Below are 20,100 nucleotides of genomic sequence, written 5' to 3'. Positions count from 1 at the left end.
GTTATCTGGCCCACCCAACGCCGCTTTAGCTCAGTTGGTAGAGCACATCATTCGTAATGATGGGGTCACGTGTTCGAGTCACGTAAGCGGCACCACTCATTCCCAATATCCTCGATATCTCGGCCGCGGCACGACGCAGCACGTCACAATGGCGCGCTTCTGCGAGGTTTCAGGGCCTGAACAGAAATCCGTTGGCCATAGAGACGCCACTCCACCTGCAGGAAACAGGAAAAAGGCCCCGCGTCTCACGAGGCCTTGTGGAGCGGCACACGATTTTGAAATGGGGCTAGAAGCCGAGGACCTCGCGCTGGTCTTTCCAGTCCAGGGGAATGCCAGCATGTCTGATCAGTCGGCGGGCTGTCAGCATCGGGGGCTGCCTACCTTCGAGGATGGCGCCAACGATGTCAGGCGCTAGGAAGGCGATGCGCGCGATGCGCTCGTCTTCTCGATGGGCTGGCGATAACACATCGCCCTGGGTGAAAAGCTTTAGCCGGGCGGCCTCAGCCTTGTGCAGCAGAGCGATGAGATCCAGATCAGTTTGCGGCTGGCGCACTTTCTGCGGCCCGATCACCAGTTTAAGTGTCGGACCGCGTCGCACTGGTGTTGTCATGACTGGGATGGTGATCCGGTCGCCGTCGTCGGGCTGTGGTGACGTTGTGCCATCGAGCACTGCCGCGAGCTTGCCCTGACTAAGCGAAGCGTCGATGCGGTCCGGGTGAACGGTGATGGCCACGCCAAGCGTCAGCAGTTGATGGCGGACCTCAGACTTGCTCCCGCCCCCCAATGCCGATGCAAGGTTCTTCGCTCGTTCGAAGCGGCGTTGAAGCGCAAGTGCATCAACGCTGGGCAAAGCCATAATGGCGCGCTCATCGCCAAGCAGATGCGCGGTGGCTTCCACTACGGCCTCTTCCAGTTCCCTGGCGTTCAACCGCAGTACTGGAGTATCGCCTTCGACACCATCGACGACGGAGGCCGTGCCTGAGACATAGTAGCGATAGCGCTTCTTGTTCCTAACCGCATGGCTGGGTGACAGAGGGCGATCGACATGATCGCGGATCATGCCGGTGAGTAGGCTGCTATGCTGGCTATGGCCTCTTCCCTTACGATCACCAAGCGCGGCGGAGCGCTTGGCCTGCACGGCGTCCCAAAGCGCCTGATCGATGATCGGCGGATGCTGGCCGTCATAGATTTGACCGCGGTGGCGAATCTTGCCGATGTAGATGGGATTGCCCAGCAGATGATGCAGCGGTCCGCGCACAAAGGGGCAGCCGCCTCGTTCCGTACCTTCTCGCATCGTCCGGGGCTTACTCACGATACCGGCAGCCTTCAGTTCCTTCAGCAATATTGTCGTTGAGGGAACGGCGAGGTAGCGGCGGAAGATGTGCTCGACCGTTTTCGCCTCGGCAGCATTGGCCACCAGATTGCGATCCACCGCATCATAGCCAAGCGGCACCGGTCCGCCCATCCACATGCCCTTGGCTTTGGACTGCGCGATCTTGTCCCTGATGCGTTCGCCAATCACCTCGCGCTCGAACTGGGCAAAGCTCAGCAGCACGTTGAGGGTCAGGCGCCCCATGCTGGTGGTGGTGTTGAACTGCTGCGTGACTGACACGAAGGAGGCTCCGGTCCTATCGAACACATCGACGATGCGGGCGAAGTCATTGAGGCTGCGGGTAAGCCGATCCACCTTGTAGACGATGACGATATCCACTTTGCCGGCCCGCACATCGGCGAGCAGGCGGACAAGGGCAGGGCGGTTCATGTCGCCACCTGAAAAACCACCATCATCATAAAGGGTCGGGAGCAAGGACCAGCCTTCGCTTTTCTGGCTGAGGATATAGGCAGCGCAGGCCTCCCGCTGCGCGTCCAGGCTGTTAAACGCCTGGTCCAATCCTTCATCGGTCGATTTGCGGGTGTAGATGGCGCAGCGCAGACGCTTCTTCTGGGTCATAGCGTGATCCCGAAGAAACGCGGCCCTGACCAGTGTGCCCCAGTGATGTGCCGCGCGAGCGCTGAGAGCGAGGGGAAGGTTTCCCCCCTATAGCTGCAGCGACCCTTCTCCTCCATCAGCACATGATGACTCTCTCCGCCCCACTCCCGCACCAGCTGAATGCCAGGCGCCAGGGCAGGGGAGGGAGCCGCACGCGCCGCCCTCATTCCCGTTAGCCGCTGCCGCATCTTTTCGCCAATGCCACCCTGCGCCGCGCATTGCAGGCCATAGGCTAGCGCCCGTGCGAGAAGGCTGGAGGCGACGCGCGGCGGCGGAGCCCCATGCACGCGCCGCCATTCTGCTTTCAGCTCTGTTGGCTTCATCGCCGACAGTGCTGCCAGTTGAGAATCGACCTTCGCCATCAGGCCTGGCTTCCCAGATGATAGCAGCTGAGCTCACCTCGTTGGCGCTTTTCGATACCATGACCCTTCTTCCGCAATCCGGTCAGCGCGGCGCGCGTGGTGTGCGGCAGCCAGTTGGTCGCGCTGGCCAGTTCGCTCAGCGTTGCGCCTGCCTCACGCCGCAGCATCTCAAGGACTAAAGCGGATTTGGTATGCCGAGGCTGCTGAAGCGGCGGTCCCCCTATTTCCGGATCATGGGTCTGGGCGGCGACAGCAGCGCGGCCAGCGTCGGTGATCGCGAGCCCCAGCGGCCTACGGCCCATTTTGCGCCACATCGTCGTCGGGCAGACGCTTGTGACCTCAGCAGCAAGGTCGGCATGAATGAGCGCCTGGAGTTCTTTTCGAAGGCCCGCCTTGGTGCTGCCGATTCCCTCCGGCAAAGGCAAAAGGCTGCCGTCTTCGCGCTGCTCTGCAGCCGTGAGCAGCATGCGTTGAATATCCGTGAGTGTTGAGCTGATGGTCATGAGTGGTCTCCTGCCTGGGACGGCAAAAGCGCCGTTCCCACCACCCACAGCCCCGTGGCGAAGCCGATCGGGGCAAGCGGCTCGTTCCGGCCGCATTTTTCTTGTCCCAGCGTTCGCTCTGTTCCCGGACGGAGTCGACTAGAAAGTGCCTCACCTCGCGAGAAAATCTGCGTTGGTAGCGACCGGAACTTCGACGGCTGACCCGCGTCTACCCTTCATGAGCGCAGTCGCTGGTCTCGTCCTGGTTCTGTTCGGTTGCTCGGATGACCTTGCCGTCTGCGAGCGCATCCAGGCCGAGCCGGTGACCTATGTATCCGCGTCGGATTGCGAGGCGCAGCAAGCCAGCATCCTGCAATCCCGCGCAGCCATGTCCGCTGACTACCCGACTGTGGTGGCTAACTGCGTCAGCGCCAAATATTATGCTGCGATGGGGTCCGAGGCCGTCAACCTCAACAAGCCGATCACCTGAACGCGCTCACGGAGTGCCGCAACGGGTTTCCCCATTGTTGGCGTCGATTTCAGTCGATGCTCACCTTGGTCACGAGCCACTCGTCATTTTCCATACGCAGCAGCTTGACCTTGTAGCTTGAACGCAGCAGCGCGCCAAAGCTGTTCTGCGCGTCTACAGTCCCTCGCACGGTGTAAAGGCATCCGTTATGCGTTACGCGGCGGTCCGCCCCGTCAAAGTCAGCCGACGCCGGCGATTTCAGGTTAGCACGCACAGCCTCTTCTGCATGCTGACCAGCAAGAGCGGTCGCGTCCTTGGCGCAGAAGGCGGCATGGCGTTCTGCCCGCACCTTTTCGACGGCGGCTTTGATCGTCTTCATCGACTGTGAGGCGCACTGTGTCATCTCCATCGAGGCTTCTTTGCAGAGGTCAAGGCGCTCGCTCCACTGATCAGCGCTCACATTAGCTGGGCGCAACCGCTGCCAGGCTTCGGCCTCCTTCTGCGTCGCCCGGAAGCCAACGGCGAAGAAGGCAATGATGAGAGCGATGACGAGCCAGCAGCCCCAACGGCGCCTTGGTTGAGCGACAGGCTGAGCAGGGGGTGCGGAATGTGGCGCCTTGCTCATGCGGCGCGCTCCATCAGCCAGTCGGTCAGCCCGGCGGCAACGGTTTGCCGTGAAACGTCACTAACCGACCATGTGATGATCCGCGGATCTGGAGAGGCCAGCGCCTGTTCGTCGTGGCTTATGAAGAAAAGGCGGTGCGCGACATCATTGTCGTTGAAGCTCTTGGCGTAGCGGTCCAGCACCCGCTGGCTGCTGGTCGATTTTACCTGGACGCTGATCCGCTCAGCGGTGATGGGCTGTTCAAGGAGCAGGTCATGATCCTTGAGCGTGCCGCCGAGCCGCGAGACCCGACGCCATCCGGAGCGGCTGAAGATGAGGTCGATCAGCAGCTCGAAGTCCTGCCAGTGCAGCTGCCTGATTACCGGCTCCAAATTCGCGTGGAGGCCTTCGAGAGCCGACTGCGCGAGCAGAACGGCTTCATCCAGTTCAGCATTGATAAGGCGGAAGAGATAGTCCTCCGCCTCAACCCTGCACATTGCCTGCGGATAGCTGGCGACCTTGGTGAGCGCGCTGCTGAGGCGATGCTGGATGAGCGGTTCGCCTAGAATGTTGTTTGATCGCCAGGGTCCGATGGTGCGGCGGAAGAAGGACGCGTGATCAGCGGTGGCAACGCCTCTATGTCCCACCTCTGGTTCAGCGAAGGCCCACCAGAGCTGATCGCGGGCAAAGGTAATCCACAACGTGTCGGAACCTAGCGTGAAGAAGTCTCGCAGCTCGCGCGTGTAACCCGTTGCTGTGCTGGGTGATGCGCCATGCTGGAGATAGTGCTGCCTAGCGTCATCCCAGTTCGTAGCTCGGGCAAGTTCACCTGGGTCGGCTTCGCTGCCCCATTCCAGCGTGCCCTCTCGCAGTGCCGTGGATTCCCAGCGGCCGCCGCTGCCGAGCTTGATGTAACGAACCGGGCAGCGCCCGATCTTCGCCCCATCTTTCCCGCTGTCGTCCCGGCTCATTCGTCGCTCCTATGTCCTCTCGGGGCGACGGCCAGAAGCCGGATGTTGGAAACCTGCTACTCACAGGCGCATGCGCCTTTACCGTTGCCGGCTGGACATGCGCGCATGCCACCCGGCCCCGGAAAATCCGTGACCGAGCATGAGTAGAGGGGTTTCCACGCCCCGCTTCCCGGCTTTCACGGGAAGCGAGGCCACATTGCTCGACTTCAGCGAACAGGCAAGTGGAATGTGGAAAGAAGCTGCCGCTTTGGTGAGGGTAGGTTAAAAGCTGCTTCATCTACGCGGCATCAGGATTCTTGAATCATGCCGAATGGTCGCCGCTTTGGGCCAGCGATAATCGCTAATGGACTATCGCTTTTGGCTTCAGCTGGGACTTTTGCGACTGTCATGTTTGGATCATCGCAGCGTCGATTCCGGACGCTCAGCGTAAGGAATCTTAGCAGCCGTTAGCGCCCCTATGCCGTTGAAAGCGTACCCTCCTAGCCCCTCACGATTTCGGTGTCCCCTGCCAGATGAGGGTGCTCGACCTGCGGGAAGCGGTCGCCGATCCACGTCTAAGTCGCGCGGTTCTTGGCCACGACAGCTCGGATGATCAGCAGGAAGGCGGCGAACCGTACAAGGTACACGAAGCTCCTCTGTTCATCGGGTATGCCGCCAAGCGCAAGGAAGATTTGGCCGGCCCCAAGCAGCAAAAACGAAACTGCGAACGTAACGAACAAAGGATCCCGGGTTTCTCTCCAGAAGCGCAAGAAAAACAGCGAGATAAGCAAAAATCCGAACGAAACGGCCCCGGAAAGAAAAGCTGGCAAGGTCATATATCCTCCTCGCTCTCCCATATGAATCCGAAGAGGAGCGCTCCGACGGCGCAAAGCGAGAGTAGCAGACGCACAAGCTGGAGGTCGGCGGATGGGATAAGTGCCAGATCGATAACGAGGAAGAGATTATTGAGCGCCAGTAGAGTGAAGCATGCGGTGCTCCAGAAGAGCAGCCGTGAGCCACTTGCCGCGTGGCTGCGCCAAAGCAGATAGGCGCAAGCCGAACTTGTCGCAAAGCATAGCGCGTACACAATCGAGGGGAAAATGGCTCCAGTCATTCTTCCCTCCGAAGTCGAAATGCGTCCGCGAACAGACGGGCAGACGAGGCCGGCGCCACGATCATCCTTCGAACGGCGTCAGGGCGTTGGATGTACAGCGCTTCTGCAGCTGCCGCCATGCGCTCTGTAGCCTCGTTGGCAGGCTGATACCGAACAGAGCCGGCCGAATCGGTCACCACCAAGCCGGCCGTGAGAAGCAGGTCTACACTTTGCTGAACGACCAAATCACTGCTGCGCATGGCTGCAACAAGCTCTGGTTGGCTCCACGGGCGCTCCGGGTCTTTCCGCAGAACGCACATCAGTTCGAGCGACCAGACCGAGCGAAAGGCTGAGCGGATGAAGGCCGAGGTTTCTTGCCGGCTGGGCATGCCGTTTGCCGTCTCCCACTGCGATTTTCCCCCGAATGCGCGTGCCTTCTAGCTGCTCTGACCTGTGTTGCAATTGAATTTGCGCCGTTTTTGTCCACTTCTCGTAACGGTTCGTCGCTGCTATCAGAAGCGCAGGTCGGGGGGCCTAATCATATCTCCACGTTCGATGGAGATGCAGGAGTGCTTGGTGAACGCAGAATCGCCCCGCGGTGCCCTTGACCGTCGTGAAATCGTTGCCGCCCTGCGAAGTTTCCGCCGGGGTGATTTCTCAGTTCGCCTGCCAGAGGATGTCCACGGACCCGACCGGGAGATTGCGACCTTGTTCAATGAGGTCGTTACACTTGAGGAAGAAATAACCAACGAGTTCGACCGATTGTCCCGGGTCGTTGGCAAAGAGGGCAAAATCACGCAGCGCGGTCATGTTCGTGGGGCAACCGGCGGATGGGAAACAAAGCTGCTGGCGGTAAATGAACTGATTGAGGACATGGTCCAGCCCACGGCAGAGGTGGCGCGGGTCATCGGGGCGGTGGCAAAGGGCGACCTGTCCCAGTCGATGACGGTCGAGATTGATGGACGCCCGCTGCGCGGCGAATTTTTGCGTATCGGCAAGGTGGTGAACACCATGGTCGAACAGCTCGCCTCCTTCACTTCGGAGGTTACGCGTGTTGCTCGTGAGGTCGGTACTGAAGGGAAGCTTGGCGGTCAGGCCACGGTGAAGGGCGTCGCGGGCACTTGGAAGGACCTCACTGACAATGTGAACGCCATGGCCACCAACTTGACCGGACAGGTGCGCAATATCGCCGAGGTGACGACGGCGGTGGCGTCGGGTGATTTGTCCAAGAAGATCACGGTGGAGGTTAAGGGCGAGATCCTGGAGCTCAAGAACACCATTAACACCATGGTGGACCAGCTGAACTCCTTTGCTTCCGAAGTGACACGTGTGGCGCGTGAGGTGGGTACGGAAGGCAAGCTAGGGGGCCAAGCGCGGGTGGAAGGCGTCGCGGGCACCTGGAAGGATCTCACCGACAACGTCAATCTGATGGCCGACAATCTTACCGGTCAGGTGCGTAATATCGCTGAGGTGACGACTGCGGTGGCATCCGGTGACTTATCCAAGAAAATCACGGTGGACGTGAAGGGCGAGATTCTGGAGCTGAAGAACACCATCAACGTCATGGTGGATCAGCTGAACGGGTTCGCATCGGAAGTGACTCGCGTGGCGCGCGAGGTCGGCACGGAAGGCAAGCTTGGCGGCCAGGCGCAGGTGCCGGGCGTTGCGGGTACCTGGAAGGACCTCACCGACAATGTGAACTTGATGGCCGACAATCTTACCGGTCAGGTGCGCAACATTGCCGAGGTGACGACGGCGGTGGCTTCGGGCGACTTGTCCAAAAAGATCACGGTGGACGTAAAGGGCGAAATTCTGGAGTTAAAGAACACCATCAACGTCATGGTGGACCAGCTGAACGGCTTTGCGTCCGAAGTGACGCGTGTGGCGCGTGAGGTTGGCACCGAAGGCAAGCTCGGGGGCCAGGCGCAGGTGCCAGGGGTCGCCGGGACCTGGAAGGATTTGACAGACAATGTAAATTTGATGGCGGCGAACCTGACCGGGCAGGTGCGCAACATCGCGGACGTGACAACCGCCGTGGCGAAGGGCGACCTTTCCAAGAAGATCACGGTTGAGGTGAAGGGCGAGATCCTGGAGCTCAAAAACACCATCAACACCATGGTGGACCAGCTGAACGGGTTCGCCTCCGAAGTGACCCGGGTGGCGCGCGAAGTGGGTTCGGACGGCAAGCTTGGCGGGCAGGCGCAGGTTGAGGGCGTCGCGGGGACCTGGAAGGACCTGACCGACAACGTCAACCTGATGGCGGGCAATCTCACGGGGCAGGTGCGCAACATCGCCGAGGTGACGACGGCCGTGGCGAAGGGCGACCTTTCCAAGAAGATCACCGTGGACGTGAAGGGCGAAATCCTCGAGCTCAAAAATACCATCAACGTGATGGTGGACCAGCTAAACGGCTTTGCGTCCGAAGTAACCCGCGTGGCGCGCGAGGTCGGGTCGGAAGGCAAGCTGGGGGGGCAGGCGCAGGTTCCTGGCGTGGGCGGCACGTGGAAGGACCTGACCGACAATGTGAACGCGATGGCGGCGAACCTGACCGGTCAGGTGCGCAACATCGCCGAAGTGACAACCGCCGTGGCGCTGGGGGACCTATCCAAGAAGATCACCGTGGACGTGAAGGGCGAGATTCTGGAGCTGAAGAACACCATCAACACCATGGTCGATCAGCTCAACTCCTTCGCTTCGGAAGTGACGCGCGTGGCGCGTGAGGTGGGAACCGAGGGCAAACTGGGTGGTCAGGCCCAAGTGCGTGGTGTCGCCGGCACATGGGCGGACCTTACCGACAATGTCAACCTCATGGCGGCAAATCTTACCGGTCAGGTCCGTAATATCGCAGATGTGACTACTGCCGTGGCACGCGGCGATCTATCCAAGAAAATCACCGTCGATGTGAAGGGCGAAATCCTGGAGCTCAAGAACACCATCAACGTCATGGTGGACCAGCTGAACGGGTTCGCATCAGAGGTTACGCGCGTGGCGCGCGAGGTCGGCACCGAAGGAAAGCTTGGCGGTCAGGCGCAGGTGCCCGGCGTGGGCGGAACCTGGAAGGATTTGACCGACAACGTCAACCTGATGGCGACCAATCTCACCAATCAGGTACGCGGCATCGCCGACGTCGTGACCGCAGTGGCTCAGGGCAATCTGAAGCGTAAGCTCACCGTCGATGCCAAGGGTGAAATCGCGGCGCTGGCAGAAACGATCAACTTTATGATCGAAACGCTCGCCACCTTCGCGGATCAGGTGACCAACATGGCGCGCGAAGTGGGGATCGAGGGCAAGCTGGGCGGACAGGCGCGCGTGCCGGGCGCAGCAGGCCTGTGGCGCGACCTGACAGACAATGTGAACCAGCTCGCCGCCAACCTCACCAATCAGGTGCGCTCGATCGCTGACGTGGCGACCGCTGTTACCAAGGGCGATCTCACCCGATCGATCGCCGTGGAGGCGTCGGGCGAGATGGCGGCGCTCAAAGACAATATCAACGAGATGATTCGGAACCTGAAGGACCAGACGCTCAAAAATGCCGAGCAGGATTGGCTCAAGACGAACCTCGCCCGTTTCAGTCGCATGCTGCAGGGCGAACGCGACCTGACGACCGTCTCCAATCTCATCATGTCCGAGCTCGCGCCGCTGGTGAACGCCCAATATGGGGTCTTCTATGTAAGCACGCGGGAAGGAGACGAGACCGTTCTTGAACTCGCCTCAAGCTATGGTGCGGAGAGCAAGGACGAACTGAAATCGAAATTCATGCTGCGAGAGGGCCTGGTGGGCCAAGCGGCGGCAGACAAGCGGCCGATTTTGCTCGAACAAGTTCCATCCGACTTCCTGCGCATAGGATCAGGCTTGGGGCATGCGACACCCGCGAACGTCGCAATCCTCCCTGCACTGTTCGAGGATGAGGTGAAAGCCGTGATTGAGCTGGCTTCTTTCGCGGAATTCAACGAGACCCATCAGAGCTTTCTCGATCAGCTGATGGAGTCTGTGGGCATCGTGCTTAATACGATCGCGGCGACGATGCGAACTGAAGGCCTGCTCAAGCAATCGCAGTTGCTGACGCAGGAGCTCCAGGCTCGCCAGACAGAATTGACCACCAAGCAGGAGGAATTGCACAACACGAACGAGGAGCTTCAGGAAAAGGCGCAGCTCCTGGAAAATGAAAAGAAGCAGGTGGAGGGGAAGAATCTCGAAATCGAAATGGCCAGAAGGGCTCTGGAAGAGAAGGCCGAGCAGCTGGCGCTCACTTCCAAATACAAGTCCGAATTCTTGGCTAACATGTCGCACGAGCTGCGGACACCGCTGAACTCTCTCCTGATTTTGTCAAAGTTGTTGTCGGACAATCCTCAGGGCAACTTGAACGAAAAACAGGTGGAGTTCGCCCGCACCATTAACTCCGCCGGCTCTGACCTGCTGAACCTCATCAACGACATTCTTGACCTCTCCAAAATCGAATCTGGCACCGTGTCAATCGAAGTGGGCGAGATGCCGATGCAGACGCTCCGCCAGCACATGGAGCGAACCTTCCGGCAGCTTGCTGCGGACAAGAACCTTGATTTCAACGTTAAATTCGACTCCGATCTGCCAACGACGATCCGCACGGACGAGAAGCGGCTTCAGCAGATCGTACTCAACCTGCTTTCCAACGCGTTCAAGTTCACTTCGGTTGGCAACGTCACCCTCGCGGTCCGGTCCGCCACCAAAGGGTGGAGCTCGAACCATCCCGTGTTGCGCGCGGTCGATAAGGCGATTGAAATCGCGGTTACCGACACAGGTATTGGCATTCCAGAGAACAAGCAGAAACTGATCTTCGAAGCCTTCCAGCAGGCAGATGGCACGACGAGCCGGAAATATGGCGGCACGGGTCTAGGACTTTCCATCAGCCGCGAAATTGCACGTCTTTTGGGCGGAGAGCTGCAAGTTCGCTCGACACCGGGCGACGGCTCGACCTTCACCTTGTTCCTTCCGTTTGAGGCAGTCGCCCCTGTAGACTTGCCGCAACAGGCAACCCAGCCGCGCTATGACAATAGCGGGGCATTGGTACCGTCCGCGCTGCCATCTTCTTTTGAACTGACAGACGATCGCGATCATCTGAATGGCGAGCCTTTTGTGCTCATCGTAGAGGACGATGCCACCTTCGCATCCATCCTGCTCGACATTGCCAGATCGGTAGGTCTGAAGGCGGTCGTGTCCGCCGCGGGTGCCGGTACACTCGCAATGGTACGCAAACTTCAGCCCAGCGCCATCACGCTGGACCTCGGATTGTCGGACATTGACGGCTTCGTGTTACTCGACCTCCTCAAACATGATCCTGAATCCATGCATGTACCCGTGCACGTGATTTCGGGCGCAGAAAAAGTGGCGCGCGCCCTCGACCTTGGCGCATTCGGTGTCACGGAGAAGCCTGCCGAAAGGGCGCAATTGGCGAAAGTGTTCAAGAAGCTGGCTGCTGCGATGAGGAGCGCGCCTGTGAGTGTCGGAGTGGATGCGCGAGGGAGGCTGGAAGAGCAGAAACTCGTGCGGGGAGTACCGGAGCTCCAAGGCGCGAAGGTGTTGATCGTCGATGACGACATCCGCAACATCTACTCGCTCACCAGCGTTCTAGAGAGCTATGGTGTGGAGGTTGTACATGCCGAACGCGGCAGAGACGGTATCCTGATACTGGAGCAGACGCCCGGTATCGATATCGCCCTCATCGACATCATGATGCCCGAAATGGATGGCTATGAAACGATGCAGCAGATCAGGAAGCGCGCCGAACTTGCGGCGCTGCCCCTGATCGCGGTGACGGCCAAGGCGATGAAGGGGGACCGGCAGAAATGCCTGGACGCTGGAGCCTCGGACTATATCGCCAAGCCGGTCGACATCGATTTGCTGCTCGCGCTGCTGAGAGTGTGGATTTCGCGGGCCCGGGAGGAGGATAATATCATCCCGCTGGTGGCGGCGGAGCGCAATTAAGGTGACGATTACTTCCATGCAGGAAAACTTTGCCATCGCGTCCGCAGCGGCCGAGGCAGGCGACAAGGTGCAAGGGCCGGGCTCCGAATTGGCGCGCGTGCTGGTGGTGGACGATGATGAACGCAATCTGCTCGCGATCACCCATGTGTTGGAGGATCTGGCAGAGGTCGTGGTCGCAAAGTCGGGCGAAGAAGCATTGCGCCACCTTCTTAAGGGTGACTTTGCAGTCATCCTACTCGACGTGTTCATGCCGGGAATGGACGGGTATGAGACCGCCCAGATGATCCGGTCGCGAGAGCAGACTAAGCGAGTGCCCATCGTTTTCCTGTCAGCCGTGAACAAGGAAAATGAGCACCTCTTGCGTGGCTATACGCTCGGTGCCGTTGACTATGTGTTCAAGCCCGTCGAGCCCGTCGTGCTACGCTCGAAGGTTGCCGTGTTCGTGGACCTGTTCACCATGAATAAGGAAGTGCAACGCAAGGCCCGCAAGGAGCAGGCACTGCTCGACGCAGCCTTGCAAGCCAATCTTGAGCGGCTGCGCGCCGAAAAGGAACTGCGCCTGATCGGGCAGCGCCAGGCAGCCATCCTTCAGTCCCTGCCGATCATCCTCTATCTGGAGGAGCTCCACGTCAGTCCGCGCATGCCCAAGTTCGTCAGTGGCAATTTCAAGGCGGTGACGGGCTTCAACTTTGAAGAAATTCAGCATTCCCCGTCTATTTGGGTCGACCGGCTCCACCCGGAAGATCGCGAGCGCGTTCTGGAAGCGGTTGCACAGCGTCCCACCGAGCGATCCATGTCGGTCGAATATCGCTGGCAGTGTGCCGATGGGCAGTACAGGCACTTTATAGATCAGGCAGTATTGCTTCGAGACTCCTCCGGCAATCCTGTTGAATATGCGGGTACGCTTTTTGATGTCACCGAACGGAAGGACTTGGAGGTCCAGCTGAATCAGGTCCGTAAGATGGATGCCATCGGCCAGTTGACCGGCGGCATTGCGCACGACTTCAACAATCTTCTGGCGGCGGTGCTTGGCGGTCTGGGAATGATCGAGAGGCGGGTGGCGCTAGACGAAAAGCAGAAGAGCATCATCAACATGATGCGTCACGCTGCCGAACAGGGTGCAGAGTTGGTGAAGCATCTGCTCGCTTTTGCCCGTCGCCAGAAGCTGGCGCCAGGTGTGATCGACGTCAATCAGCTTGCCACATCCGTGACAAGCTTGCTCGATCATACCTTGGGCGGCCTGGTCGAACTCAGATGGGACGTGCAGGACGGCACCGCTGATGTGTTCGCCGATGCCGCGCAGCTTGAATTGGCGCTGATGAACCTGATCATCAACGCCCGTGATGCAATGCCCGACGGCGGCATCATCACGGTCGGCGCCCGGAATGCGGAAGTGATCGAAAATGAAGATCTGAGCGACCTGTCAGCCGGAAGGTACGTCACTTTTACCGTCACCGACACCGGCTGCGGAATAGCGCCACATTTGCTGGATCAGGTAATGGAGCCGTTCTTCACCACGAAGGCGGTGGGGAAGGGAACCGGGTTGGGCCTCAGCATGGTATACGGCTTTGCACAACAATCCGGCGGCACTGTACGGGTGAACAGTCAATTCGGCGCCGGCACCTGCGTTGAGATCTGGTTGCCTGAGGCGCAGCTGGAGCGAGCGCCAGAACTGAACCTTCTGTCTAACGATGATCTAAGTAGCCCGCAAACGGCCCTGCGCATATTGCTGGTCGATGATCATGACGCTGTGCGTGCGACAACGGCGGCCCTGCTGGAGGATATGGGCCATCGGGTGACTGATGTGGCAGACGGATTGTCTGCCTTGGACATGATCCGCAGCGATATAGGCCAGTTTGATATACTCGTCACTGATTATGCGATGCCCAAAATCTCTGGAACACAGCTAGTGAAGCAGGTGCGGCGCATTCTTCCCGAACTGGCTGCGATGATTATCACCGGCTATGCAGATGCACGAGAGCTGCTTCAGGACGGCCTGGACGTCGCTATTTTGGAAAAGCCTTTCACACCCGAGAAACTTCACGCAGCATTGTACAGCTGTTCGAAGATAAGGGAGGTGAATCCATTGACGAGGCCGGGTGAATGGTAGAGCTATATGGGCGAGTTTCTGACCCTCTCAAATGAGCGGCCCGGCTACTTCGCCTATCGCGTGCCAGCACAATTCCAAAGGTGTGGCAAATCGCCGTTCTGGTTTTCAGAATTAAAACGTCTCAAATGGAAAGGCGGACCGACGGGACCTGAGAACGACGAATTACCAGTTGAATGGCGACAATGGGTCGGCAACTGTCGAAATGGCTGACGATCTAGACCAGTGCGGATCAACGAACCGAAGCAGCTATGGACTTTCCGCAGGACGGCCCCTCCAGTCCCGCAGCCCACGCGATCGCACCGTCGATCATGCGCAGATGCTCCGGTTCGGTATAGGCGGAAGCCGGGTGCCCCAGTGCGGAGTAGAAGGCTCGGCCTTTGCCGAGGCAATGTGTCCAGATCATCGGATGATCCTTGCCCATCTGCAGATCGCGTGCCTTTGTGAAAGGCAGGAATTTCATCTTCGGGCGGTAGCTTCCTTCATCCAGGGTCGCGAGAATGTGATAGCCTTTGGCGCGCGGGCTGGAGGCGAAAGAATACCATTCGTCAGTCCGCGACCAGCGCTCAGGAAGGTGCCGCGTCGCGGGATGCTGCCGGTCTTCGACGATCAGCGTCGCGCGCTGGAACTGCGGACCCATGGTGTGGCCGATGAACTGCGCGCCGATCAGGTCGTTGACATACCATTTCCAGGCATAGTCCAGGTCCCCGCCCGAACCATGCAGCGCGACAAAGCCGCCGCCAGCCTCCAGCCAGCCCTTGAACGCCTCGCGTTGCTCGGGGGATAGTACGTCGCCGCTGACGCTATTCCAGACCGCCACCTTGAAGCGTTTCAACTGCTCGGGATTGAAGATGGCGGCGTTCTCGGTCGTGTAACTGGTCCAGCCCCGCTTGCGCGCAATCGCTTCTATCGCCGCATTCGCCGCCTTAATTTGGGGATCGTCGCGATAGCCATTGGTCTTGGAGAAAATCAGGATCGACGTTCCCGAGAGGGTCTTTGGCAGGACCGGCGGCTGATGATCATAATCGCGCCCGATGCCCAGGACCAGGCGGCCGAAATTGGCCGGACCGATCGCGATGACGGCGAACAGCATCAGGGCGAGGAACAGCCCAACGATTAATCCAATGGCCCATTTCAGCGCGCGCTTCATTACCTTTCCCCCTGTTTCCGTTGCTGTCAGGTGTTGCTCAATTGTGCGTTTCGATCAAAGTGACCGGTCCATTCAAGCCGGATGGCAGAAGGGGAGCCTTGGCCGAATAGGCGGGCGCGACAATCCAACCGATCTTGGCTGCCCTAGGCTGCGCATCGCCGATCAGGCGGTTCACCCAGCGGTTCGCCACCTTGATTTCGAAACGATTACCGCCGCGCCTGAGCGCATCGGTCACGTCGGCGCGATAGGGTGCGTGCCACAGCGTCCGCACGTGCGTCCCGTTGACCCACAATTCTGCCAGGTCATTTACCTCGCCGAGCGACAGAATGGTCCGGCTCCCCGCCTTCGTACGGGGGACGCGGACTGTCCTGGAATAGGTTGCCACGCCCGAGAAATAGCGGATGCCCGTCTCCTTGCTGTCGGTCCAGGAGCCTGCGGGCATCTTCACGGCGCCTTCGGGCGCGCCACGACCGGGCTGGAAGGTGACCGACCAGCGGCCATCAATCGTCGCCAGCGTGCGTTCGGCAGGTGGCGTCACGGTGCGCGTCGTTTGGTCGGTGGGCTGGCGAAACACGATCAGCGCCGATCCGCTGCCGGCGAGACGCAGCGAGACGATGGTGCGGCCGTTTTCCGTCCGGTAGGACAGGGGGCTGCTGGTCCCGGTTTCGGCATCCCACAATTCGGGCGCACGCCCGGTAGCACGGAACGCCACATCGCCCGTGAAGGCATTCCCTTCGGGGTTGCTGACGAACCACAGGTCACCTTCATCCAGAAACCGGTGCAGGAAACGCAACGCGTTTCCAGCTTGGCCAAGCACTTCTTGGTCGGGCGTTACCCCGATCCGGGCAAGAGCGGCCTCCACCGGCATGGCCGAAAGGACGCGGCCAGCGCCGACGCGCGTCTCCGGGCCACCGCTCCAAAGCCTGTCCGCCAGCACCTTAAATGCCCCGATGTCGTCGGCCAGGCTGGGTGAGGATAACGGCTTGTCCCCCACGACGACCGCACCTGCCTCCACCAGTTCGGCGATCCGGCGCAGGGTCGGCAAGGTTATGCGTTGCGACGCACCGCCCAGTTGCAAGATCCGATAGCGCATGCCGGAGGGCGTGACGATCGTGCCGTCCTTGACGGAAGTCAGCTCCGCCAGCGCGTCCGCGTTGATGAAGTCATAGCCGTACCGAGTGGGCGCATCCTTCAGGCGGCCCTGGTCGGCGAGCGTCACGATCGGGGCTTCCTCGCCATAGAAATAAGCTACGTCCGCGGCGTAGCGACCTTGCGAGAGCATCCAGGAGGTGCGAGCAAGATAGTCGATCCATGGGCGCGCCTGTTTCGCCCAGCTTTCGTTGCGGTTGAAATATTGGCCGAACAGCCACAAACTGAGACCGGGCGCTTTGTCGATCAAGGGCTGATGAACACTGCTGTGGATCGAAAAACGATTCACGCCCAGCGCGAACTCGGTGTCGGCGACATGCTTCAATTCGCGCGGGCTCGCCGCCCAATATTGGAACATGGACGACATCGATTCCGCTCCGACATAAGTCCGCCCGTAAAGATGTGCGGCGGAAGCCGCGCCCTTTATGTCGGCGGCGTGGGCGGGTTGCGGCCCCCTGCCGGGCTTGAACATCCACATCGCGCCCATCGGCACGTCAGCGTGGCTCCGCATCGCCAGATCATCGCCCAACGATGGACGGTTCGGCGCTTCCAATGCCTCGCCATAGGCCGTCAAGCCGCGCGCATGGGCGACCTGCGCGACTGAACCGTAATGCGCCTCCGCCATCAAATCCATGAGGGTGCGACGGAAGTCATATAGGAATGCATCGCTGGCGGCGGCGCTATCGACAATGCGGCCGGTAAGGACCGGCAGCCAGGATGCGGGATCATAGCCCCGCCTTCTGGCGAACTGGTCCAATATGTCGTCGGTCCAGTTCTGAAATCCAGCCTCGATGCTGTCGTTGAGCGTCGCCTGCAAGCCTCGCTTGCCGACGAGATCGGGACCGAGCGTCCGGGTATATTCATCGAGATACCGCTTCATGTAGGCTTGTACGCGTGGGGCGCTCAGCTTATCGACCTCCAGGCCCGTCGCCTCGGCAGTGGTGGGGCCGTTCATATGGCCGGTCAGCGAATAGCCCAGTCGGACCACGCGCCAGCGCCCCTTGGGCGGCGTCCAGTCCAGGGTTCCATCAGCTTTCATCCGGCTGGTCAAATCGATGACGCTCAATCTATCGATGACGTCTCTCGGACCCACGGCAGGAGTCGGAACCGCATAATAATCCGGCAACGAGGCGAATCCCGCCTTTTCCTCGAACCGTTCAATGCGGGCGTCGCTACTCAGGGCCATTTCCGAGATCGTCAGCATCTTGCCGGGCGGAGACAAGGCAAGACCAGGTTGCAGCAGCGCCCCGGGCGCCATGTCCAAAGCGGGGAGCGTGGCAGGCGCAGGTTGCAGGACCACGCGGAAGATGCGGCCGGTGACGGGGGCGAAGCTGTTCGTATTTTGCGTGAAGGAGCCCGCTGTTATATCGGCCACCTTGCGGAAGGTGACGCCGTCCTCGCTGACCTCCAGCCAAGCCGGAATTTCGGTCGAAACCGCAATTTCGGGCTTCTTGGGCTCCAGAACCACCGTTAGCGATCGGAGGGTGACGGGCCTCGGATAATCGAAGCGGACCCAGCCCGGATTCTTGTTGGAGGGACGGTCGATCTCGATCGCCTTCACCAATCGCCGGTCGAAAAGTCCGGCCGCGGGCACCTCCCCTTTCGAAGTCGTGACCTTGGGCAAGGGCAGCGCATGTTCCGTCGCCGGCACATGATAGGCGATCACGCGACTATCGACATAAAGGCGCGGCGGCTGGGGCCCGATCGCACCATGCGTCAGCCTGTTTTCGCCAAATTCGATGCCCCCGATCGGCCCCGATGCGTCGGAGGGGCGTGGCAGAATGCCCTGAAAGCGTCGTCCCCCCACCACATCGCTTTCGGTCCAGACGAATTTCTTCATCCCATCTGCGGCTTTGACGAAGGGCGCGCCGGTTTCGCTCCAGCCGGCAGAGGTGGGAATGGTGACTTCCATGCCTTTGTCGGCGGCTTGCGCAACGGCACTGCGGAAGGCGGTTTTCCATTCAGGCGACATGTAGCGGACGGGCGGCGTGACGACGCCGTCATTATTGGGCATCGCTCCGTAGAATATCTGCACGCCGCCTATGCCCGACCGGTGCAGCCAATCGAGGTCTTGCTTGATGCCTTGCTCTGAAATGGCCCCGTTCAGCCAATGCCACCATACGCGGGGGCGGGCCTCCTGCGGAGGATTTTGGAAGCCTTCGTGTAACAGGTCCTGCGACAGCCCGGGCATACTTGCAAACGCTACACTGGCCGTCAGCAGAAGTTTGAGAGCGCGCTTCATGATCTTTCCTCTCTGACAATACTAGTCCCGGTGCGGTCGGGATCATCTAGATGACGAGCTCGCGGCGGCAAGGTAAAATAATGAAGTCAATTCATTTTAAATCAGCCGCGAGCCGGTGCCTGATCTCGCGCCCACCCACCCGAAATACACGGGCCAGCATCTCACCAGGTGCGCTCCGACCGGTGCATGTTCTGACTGAATGCCGGAACGTCTTTACTTAGCGAGTAGCTTGGAAAGTTCGCTGTCGATCGCGCTCAAGGCGGCGTCGGTAACCTGATCGGCCGCAAAGGGCTGAATTGCGCGCAGGGTCATGCCGCGCGCCATGTCGATTTGCGGATTGTTGCTGAAACCCGGGATATGCTTGTCCACGATGGCTTTAGTCTGGGGATTGCCGATCAATGCACCGACATCCGTCTTTTCAGTCGAATATTGCGCTGTAGCTGCAGTGGTGGCTGCAGGCTGCTGGCCTTGAGCGGCAGTTGCAGCCACCAGGCTGAGAAGAGCCGGCGTGAAGAACTTGATCATTTAGGCATTTCCTTAGCTTCTGCGCGGCACCATCTTGGGACGTGCGCGCTGCTGCCAGAATGGAGCCAGTTTTCGAAATAAACAAGAGTGGTCAGTTCATTTTAGCCCTGCGCGCCGTGCGCTCGTGGTTTTTTCAGCGCTGTGCAGCTCCGTACGACAGCAGTTTGGCGATGCGCTTCGCCGCTCGCCTGTGGCTCTCCTGGCCGCTATTCCCGTTGAACATCCGCCGATTCATGTGTCCCGATGCGCATTCCATCATGGTATTGGCCAGGTCTGACAATTCCTTTTCGGACAAACCGCAATCGCTGCTAGCACGCATGGACTCTATAAGCCCCTCCTGACCAACCCGGGCTGCAGTTTCACTATAGATCTGGGCGAGTTCCGGGAAACGTTCTGTCTCCTGCGCCAGCAGGCGACCCATCGCACTTACGTCTTCGCGGTCCATCGCTTCGAACATAGCGTTCATCGCAACTTCGATGACTTCGGATATCGGGGATCCGGGCTTTGCATAGCGAGGAGGATTGGTAACCTTCCAGACAGCCGTCTTCCATTCCACGATCGCGCGGAAGAGCGTCGCCTTTTCAGGAAAGCGCGCATATAGCGTGTTGGGAGCCACGCCGGCTTCCTCGCCTATGCGCTTCATGGATGTCGCGCCATAGCCGTTAGTCAGGAAAAGCTGGAGCGCCGCATCGAGGATAGCCAAGGTGATCTCTCGCTCACCCTCTCGCGACGGGCGTCCTCTCCGTCCTATTGTACGCACCTGTTTCATAGCTTCTGGCAAACCGTTTTTCCTCTCGAACCGGCCTTTCGGGCAAAGGACGTTTGCCGGGCCGAAACCAGCTCCATATCTCCACATGAAGGAAATGTCATGGACGGGTAATTCATGCAACCTCTTGCCAACCATAATATATATAGATATCTCTACTTTATTCTTCGGCTCCTCGATGTTGGCTACCGCGTACGATGGTCTCGGAGGTAGCAGGTTACGGGGGTTTAGACGCTGACCGCAGCGTAAT

The 20,100-nt window shown here is 59.7% G+C and carries 16 protein-coding genes and 1 tRNA gene; 5 read left to right on the top strand and 12 right to left on the bottom strand.

Annotated features, from left to right (window positions below):
- Positions 1 to 19: 19 nt before the first annotated feature.
- Positions 20 to 95, top strand: a tRNA-Thr gene (locus NCHOL11_RS10550).
- A 191-nt stretch (positions 96 to 286) separates the two neighbouring features.
- Here NCHOL11_RS10550 and NCHOL11_RS10545 read toward each other — a convergent pair.
- The 3 genes from NCHOL11_RS10545 to NCHOL11_RS10535 are packed head-to-tail and all read right to left on the bottom strand — an operon-like array spanning position 287 to position 2,855.
- Entirely contained in the window at positions 287 to 1,951 is a 1,665-nt protein-coding gene (locus tag NCHOL11_RS10545; protein ID WP_097092266.1) for a recombinase family protein, read from the bottom strand.
- Complete coding sequence (locus NCHOL11_RS10540; RefSeq protein WP_097092265.1) at positions 1,948 to 2,352, bottom strand: DUF2924 domain-containing protein; 405 nt, start codon at positions 2,350 to 2,352, stop codon at positions 1,948 to 1,950. The genes NCHOL11_RS10545 and NCHOL11_RS10540 overlap by 4 nt, the downstream gene beginning before the upstream one ends.
- Positions 2,352 to 2,855, bottom strand: a complete 504-nt coding sequence (locus tag NCHOL11_RS10535) for a DUF3489 domain-containing protein (RefSeq protein ID WP_097092264.1) — start codon at positions 2,853 to 2,855, stop codon at positions 2,352 to 2,354. Before NCHOL11_RS10535 ends, NCHOL11_RS10540 begins: the two co-directional genes overlap by 1 nt.
- Positions 2,856 to 3,072: 217 nt before the next feature.
- Here NCHOL11_RS10535 and NCHOL11_RS10530 point away from each other — a divergent pair, with 217 nt between their 5' ends.
- Entirely contained in the window at positions 3,073 to 3,324 is a 252-nt protein-coding gene (locus tag NCHOL11_RS10530; protein ID WP_097092263.1) for a hypothetical protein, read from the top strand.
- A 49-nt stretch (positions 3,325 to 3,373) separates the two neighbouring features.
- Here NCHOL11_RS10530 and NCHOL11_RS10525 read toward each other — a convergent pair whose 3' ends face one another.
- The 5 genes from NCHOL11_RS10525 to NCHOL11_RS10505 all read right to left on the bottom strand — a co-directional run bounded on the left by NCHOL11_RS10525 (position 3,374) and on the right by NCHOL11_RS10505 (position 6,339).
- Entirely contained in the window at positions 3,374 to 3,928 is a 555-nt protein-coding gene (locus NCHOL11_RS10525) for a hypothetical protein (protein WP_097092262.1), read from the bottom strand.
- On the bottom strand, positions 3,925 to 4,878 hold the full coding sequence (locus tag NCHOL11_RS10520) for a restriction endonuclease (protein ID WP_097092261.1): 954 nt from the start codon (positions 4,876 to 4,878) through the stop codon (positions 3,925 to 3,927). Before NCHOL11_RS10520 ends, NCHOL11_RS10525 begins: the two co-directional genes overlap by 4 nt.
- A gap of 554 nt (positions 4,879 to 5,432) precedes the next feature.
- A complete protein-coding gene (locus NCHOL11_RS10515) occupies positions 5,433 to 5,693 on the bottom strand; it encodes a DUF5985 family protein (RefSeq protein WP_097092260.1) in 261 nt (86 codons plus the stop codon).
- Positions 5,690 to 5,971, bottom strand: coding sequence for a DUF5985 family protein (locus NCHOL11_RS18580; protein ID WP_097092259.1), 282 nt, complete (start codon positions 5,969 to 5,971; stop codon positions 5,690 to 5,692). The genes NCHOL11_RS10515 and NCHOL11_RS18580 overlap by 4 nt, the downstream gene beginning before the upstream one ends.
- On the bottom strand, positions 5,968 to 6,339 hold the full coding sequence (locus NCHOL11_RS10505; RefSeq protein WP_097092258.1) for a hypothetical protein: 372 nt from the start codon (positions 6,337 to 6,339) through the stop codon (positions 5,968 to 5,970). The genes NCHOL11_RS18580 and NCHOL11_RS10505 overlap by 4 nt, the downstream gene beginning before the upstream one ends.
- Positions 6,340 to 6,526: 187 nt before the next feature.
- On the opposite strand from NCHOL11_RS10505, the gene NCHOL11_RS10500 reads away from it, so the two are divergent.
- From NCHOL11_RS10500 to NCHOL11_RS18390, 3 genes are read left to right on the top strand one after another with little or no spacing between them, the layout of a single operon-like run.
- Positions 6,527 to 11,911 carry a HAMP domain-containing protein gene (locus NCHOL11_RS10500; RefSeq protein ID WP_255254770.1) on the top strand — a complete coding sequence of 1,795 codons (5,385 nt, stop codon included), beginning with the start codon at positions 6,527 to 6,529 and terminating at the stop codon, positions 11,909 to 11,911.
- Between the two features lies 1 nt (position 11,912).
- Positions 11,913 to 14,021 carry a response regulator gene (locus NCHOL11_RS10495; protein WP_141397849.1) on the top strand — a complete coding sequence of 703 codons (2,109 nt, stop codon included), beginning with the start codon at positions 11,913 to 11,915 and terminating at the stop codon, positions 14,019 to 14,021.
- Between the two features lie 6 nt (positions 14,022 to 14,027).
- Positions 14,028 to 14,231 carry a hypothetical protein gene (locus NCHOL11_RS18390; RefSeq protein WP_141397848.1) on the top strand — a complete coding sequence of 68 codons (204 nt, stop codon included), beginning with the start codon at positions 14,028 to 14,030 and terminating at the stop codon, positions 14,229 to 14,231.
- Positions 14,232 to 14,250: 19 nt separating this feature from the next.
- On the opposite strand, the gene NCHOL11_RS10490 is transcribed toward NCHOL11_RS18390, so the two are convergent.
- From NCHOL11_RS10490 to NCHOL11_RS10475, 4 genes are all read right to left on the bottom strand, one after another.
- A complete protein-coding gene (locus tag NCHOL11_RS10490) occupies positions 14,251 to 15,168 on the bottom strand; it encodes a ThuA domain-containing protein (protein WP_097092256.1) in 918 nt (305 codons plus the stop codon).
- Positions 15,169 to 15,205: 37 nt separating this feature from the next.
- The gene (locus NCHOL11_RS10485) at positions 15,206 to 18,559 is read right to left on the bottom strand and encodes a glycosyl hydrolase (protein WP_255254769.1); all 3,354 of its coding nucleotides are present in this window, start codon (positions 18,557 to 18,559) and stop codon (positions 15,206 to 15,208) included.
- Positions 18,560 to 18,772: 213 nt separating this feature from the next.
- Positions 18,773 to 19,084 (bottom strand): hypothetical protein, encoded by a 312-nt coding sequence (locus NCHOL11_RS10480; RefSeq protein WP_097092254.1) that lies wholly within the window; start codon positions 19,082 to 19,084, stop codon positions 18,773 to 18,775.
- 133 nt (positions 19,085 to 19,217) lie between these two features.
- Complete coding sequence (locus NCHOL11_RS10475; protein ID WP_176502226.1) at positions 19,218 to 19,787, bottom strand: TetR/AcrR family transcriptional regulator; 570 nt, start codon at positions 19,785 to 19,787, stop codon at positions 19,218 to 19,220.
- Positions 19,788 to 20,100: the final 313 nt, after the last annotated feature.

Source organism: Novosphingobium sp. Chol11 (assembly GCF_900218065.1).
Classification (GTDB): domain Bacteria; phylum Pseudomonadota; class Alphaproteobacteria; order Sphingomonadales; family Sphingomonadaceae; genus Sphingobium; species Sphingobium agri.
The sequence above is the reverse complement of the archived record's forward strand: the minus strand, read 5'-3'. Positions and strand labels throughout refer to the sequence as shown.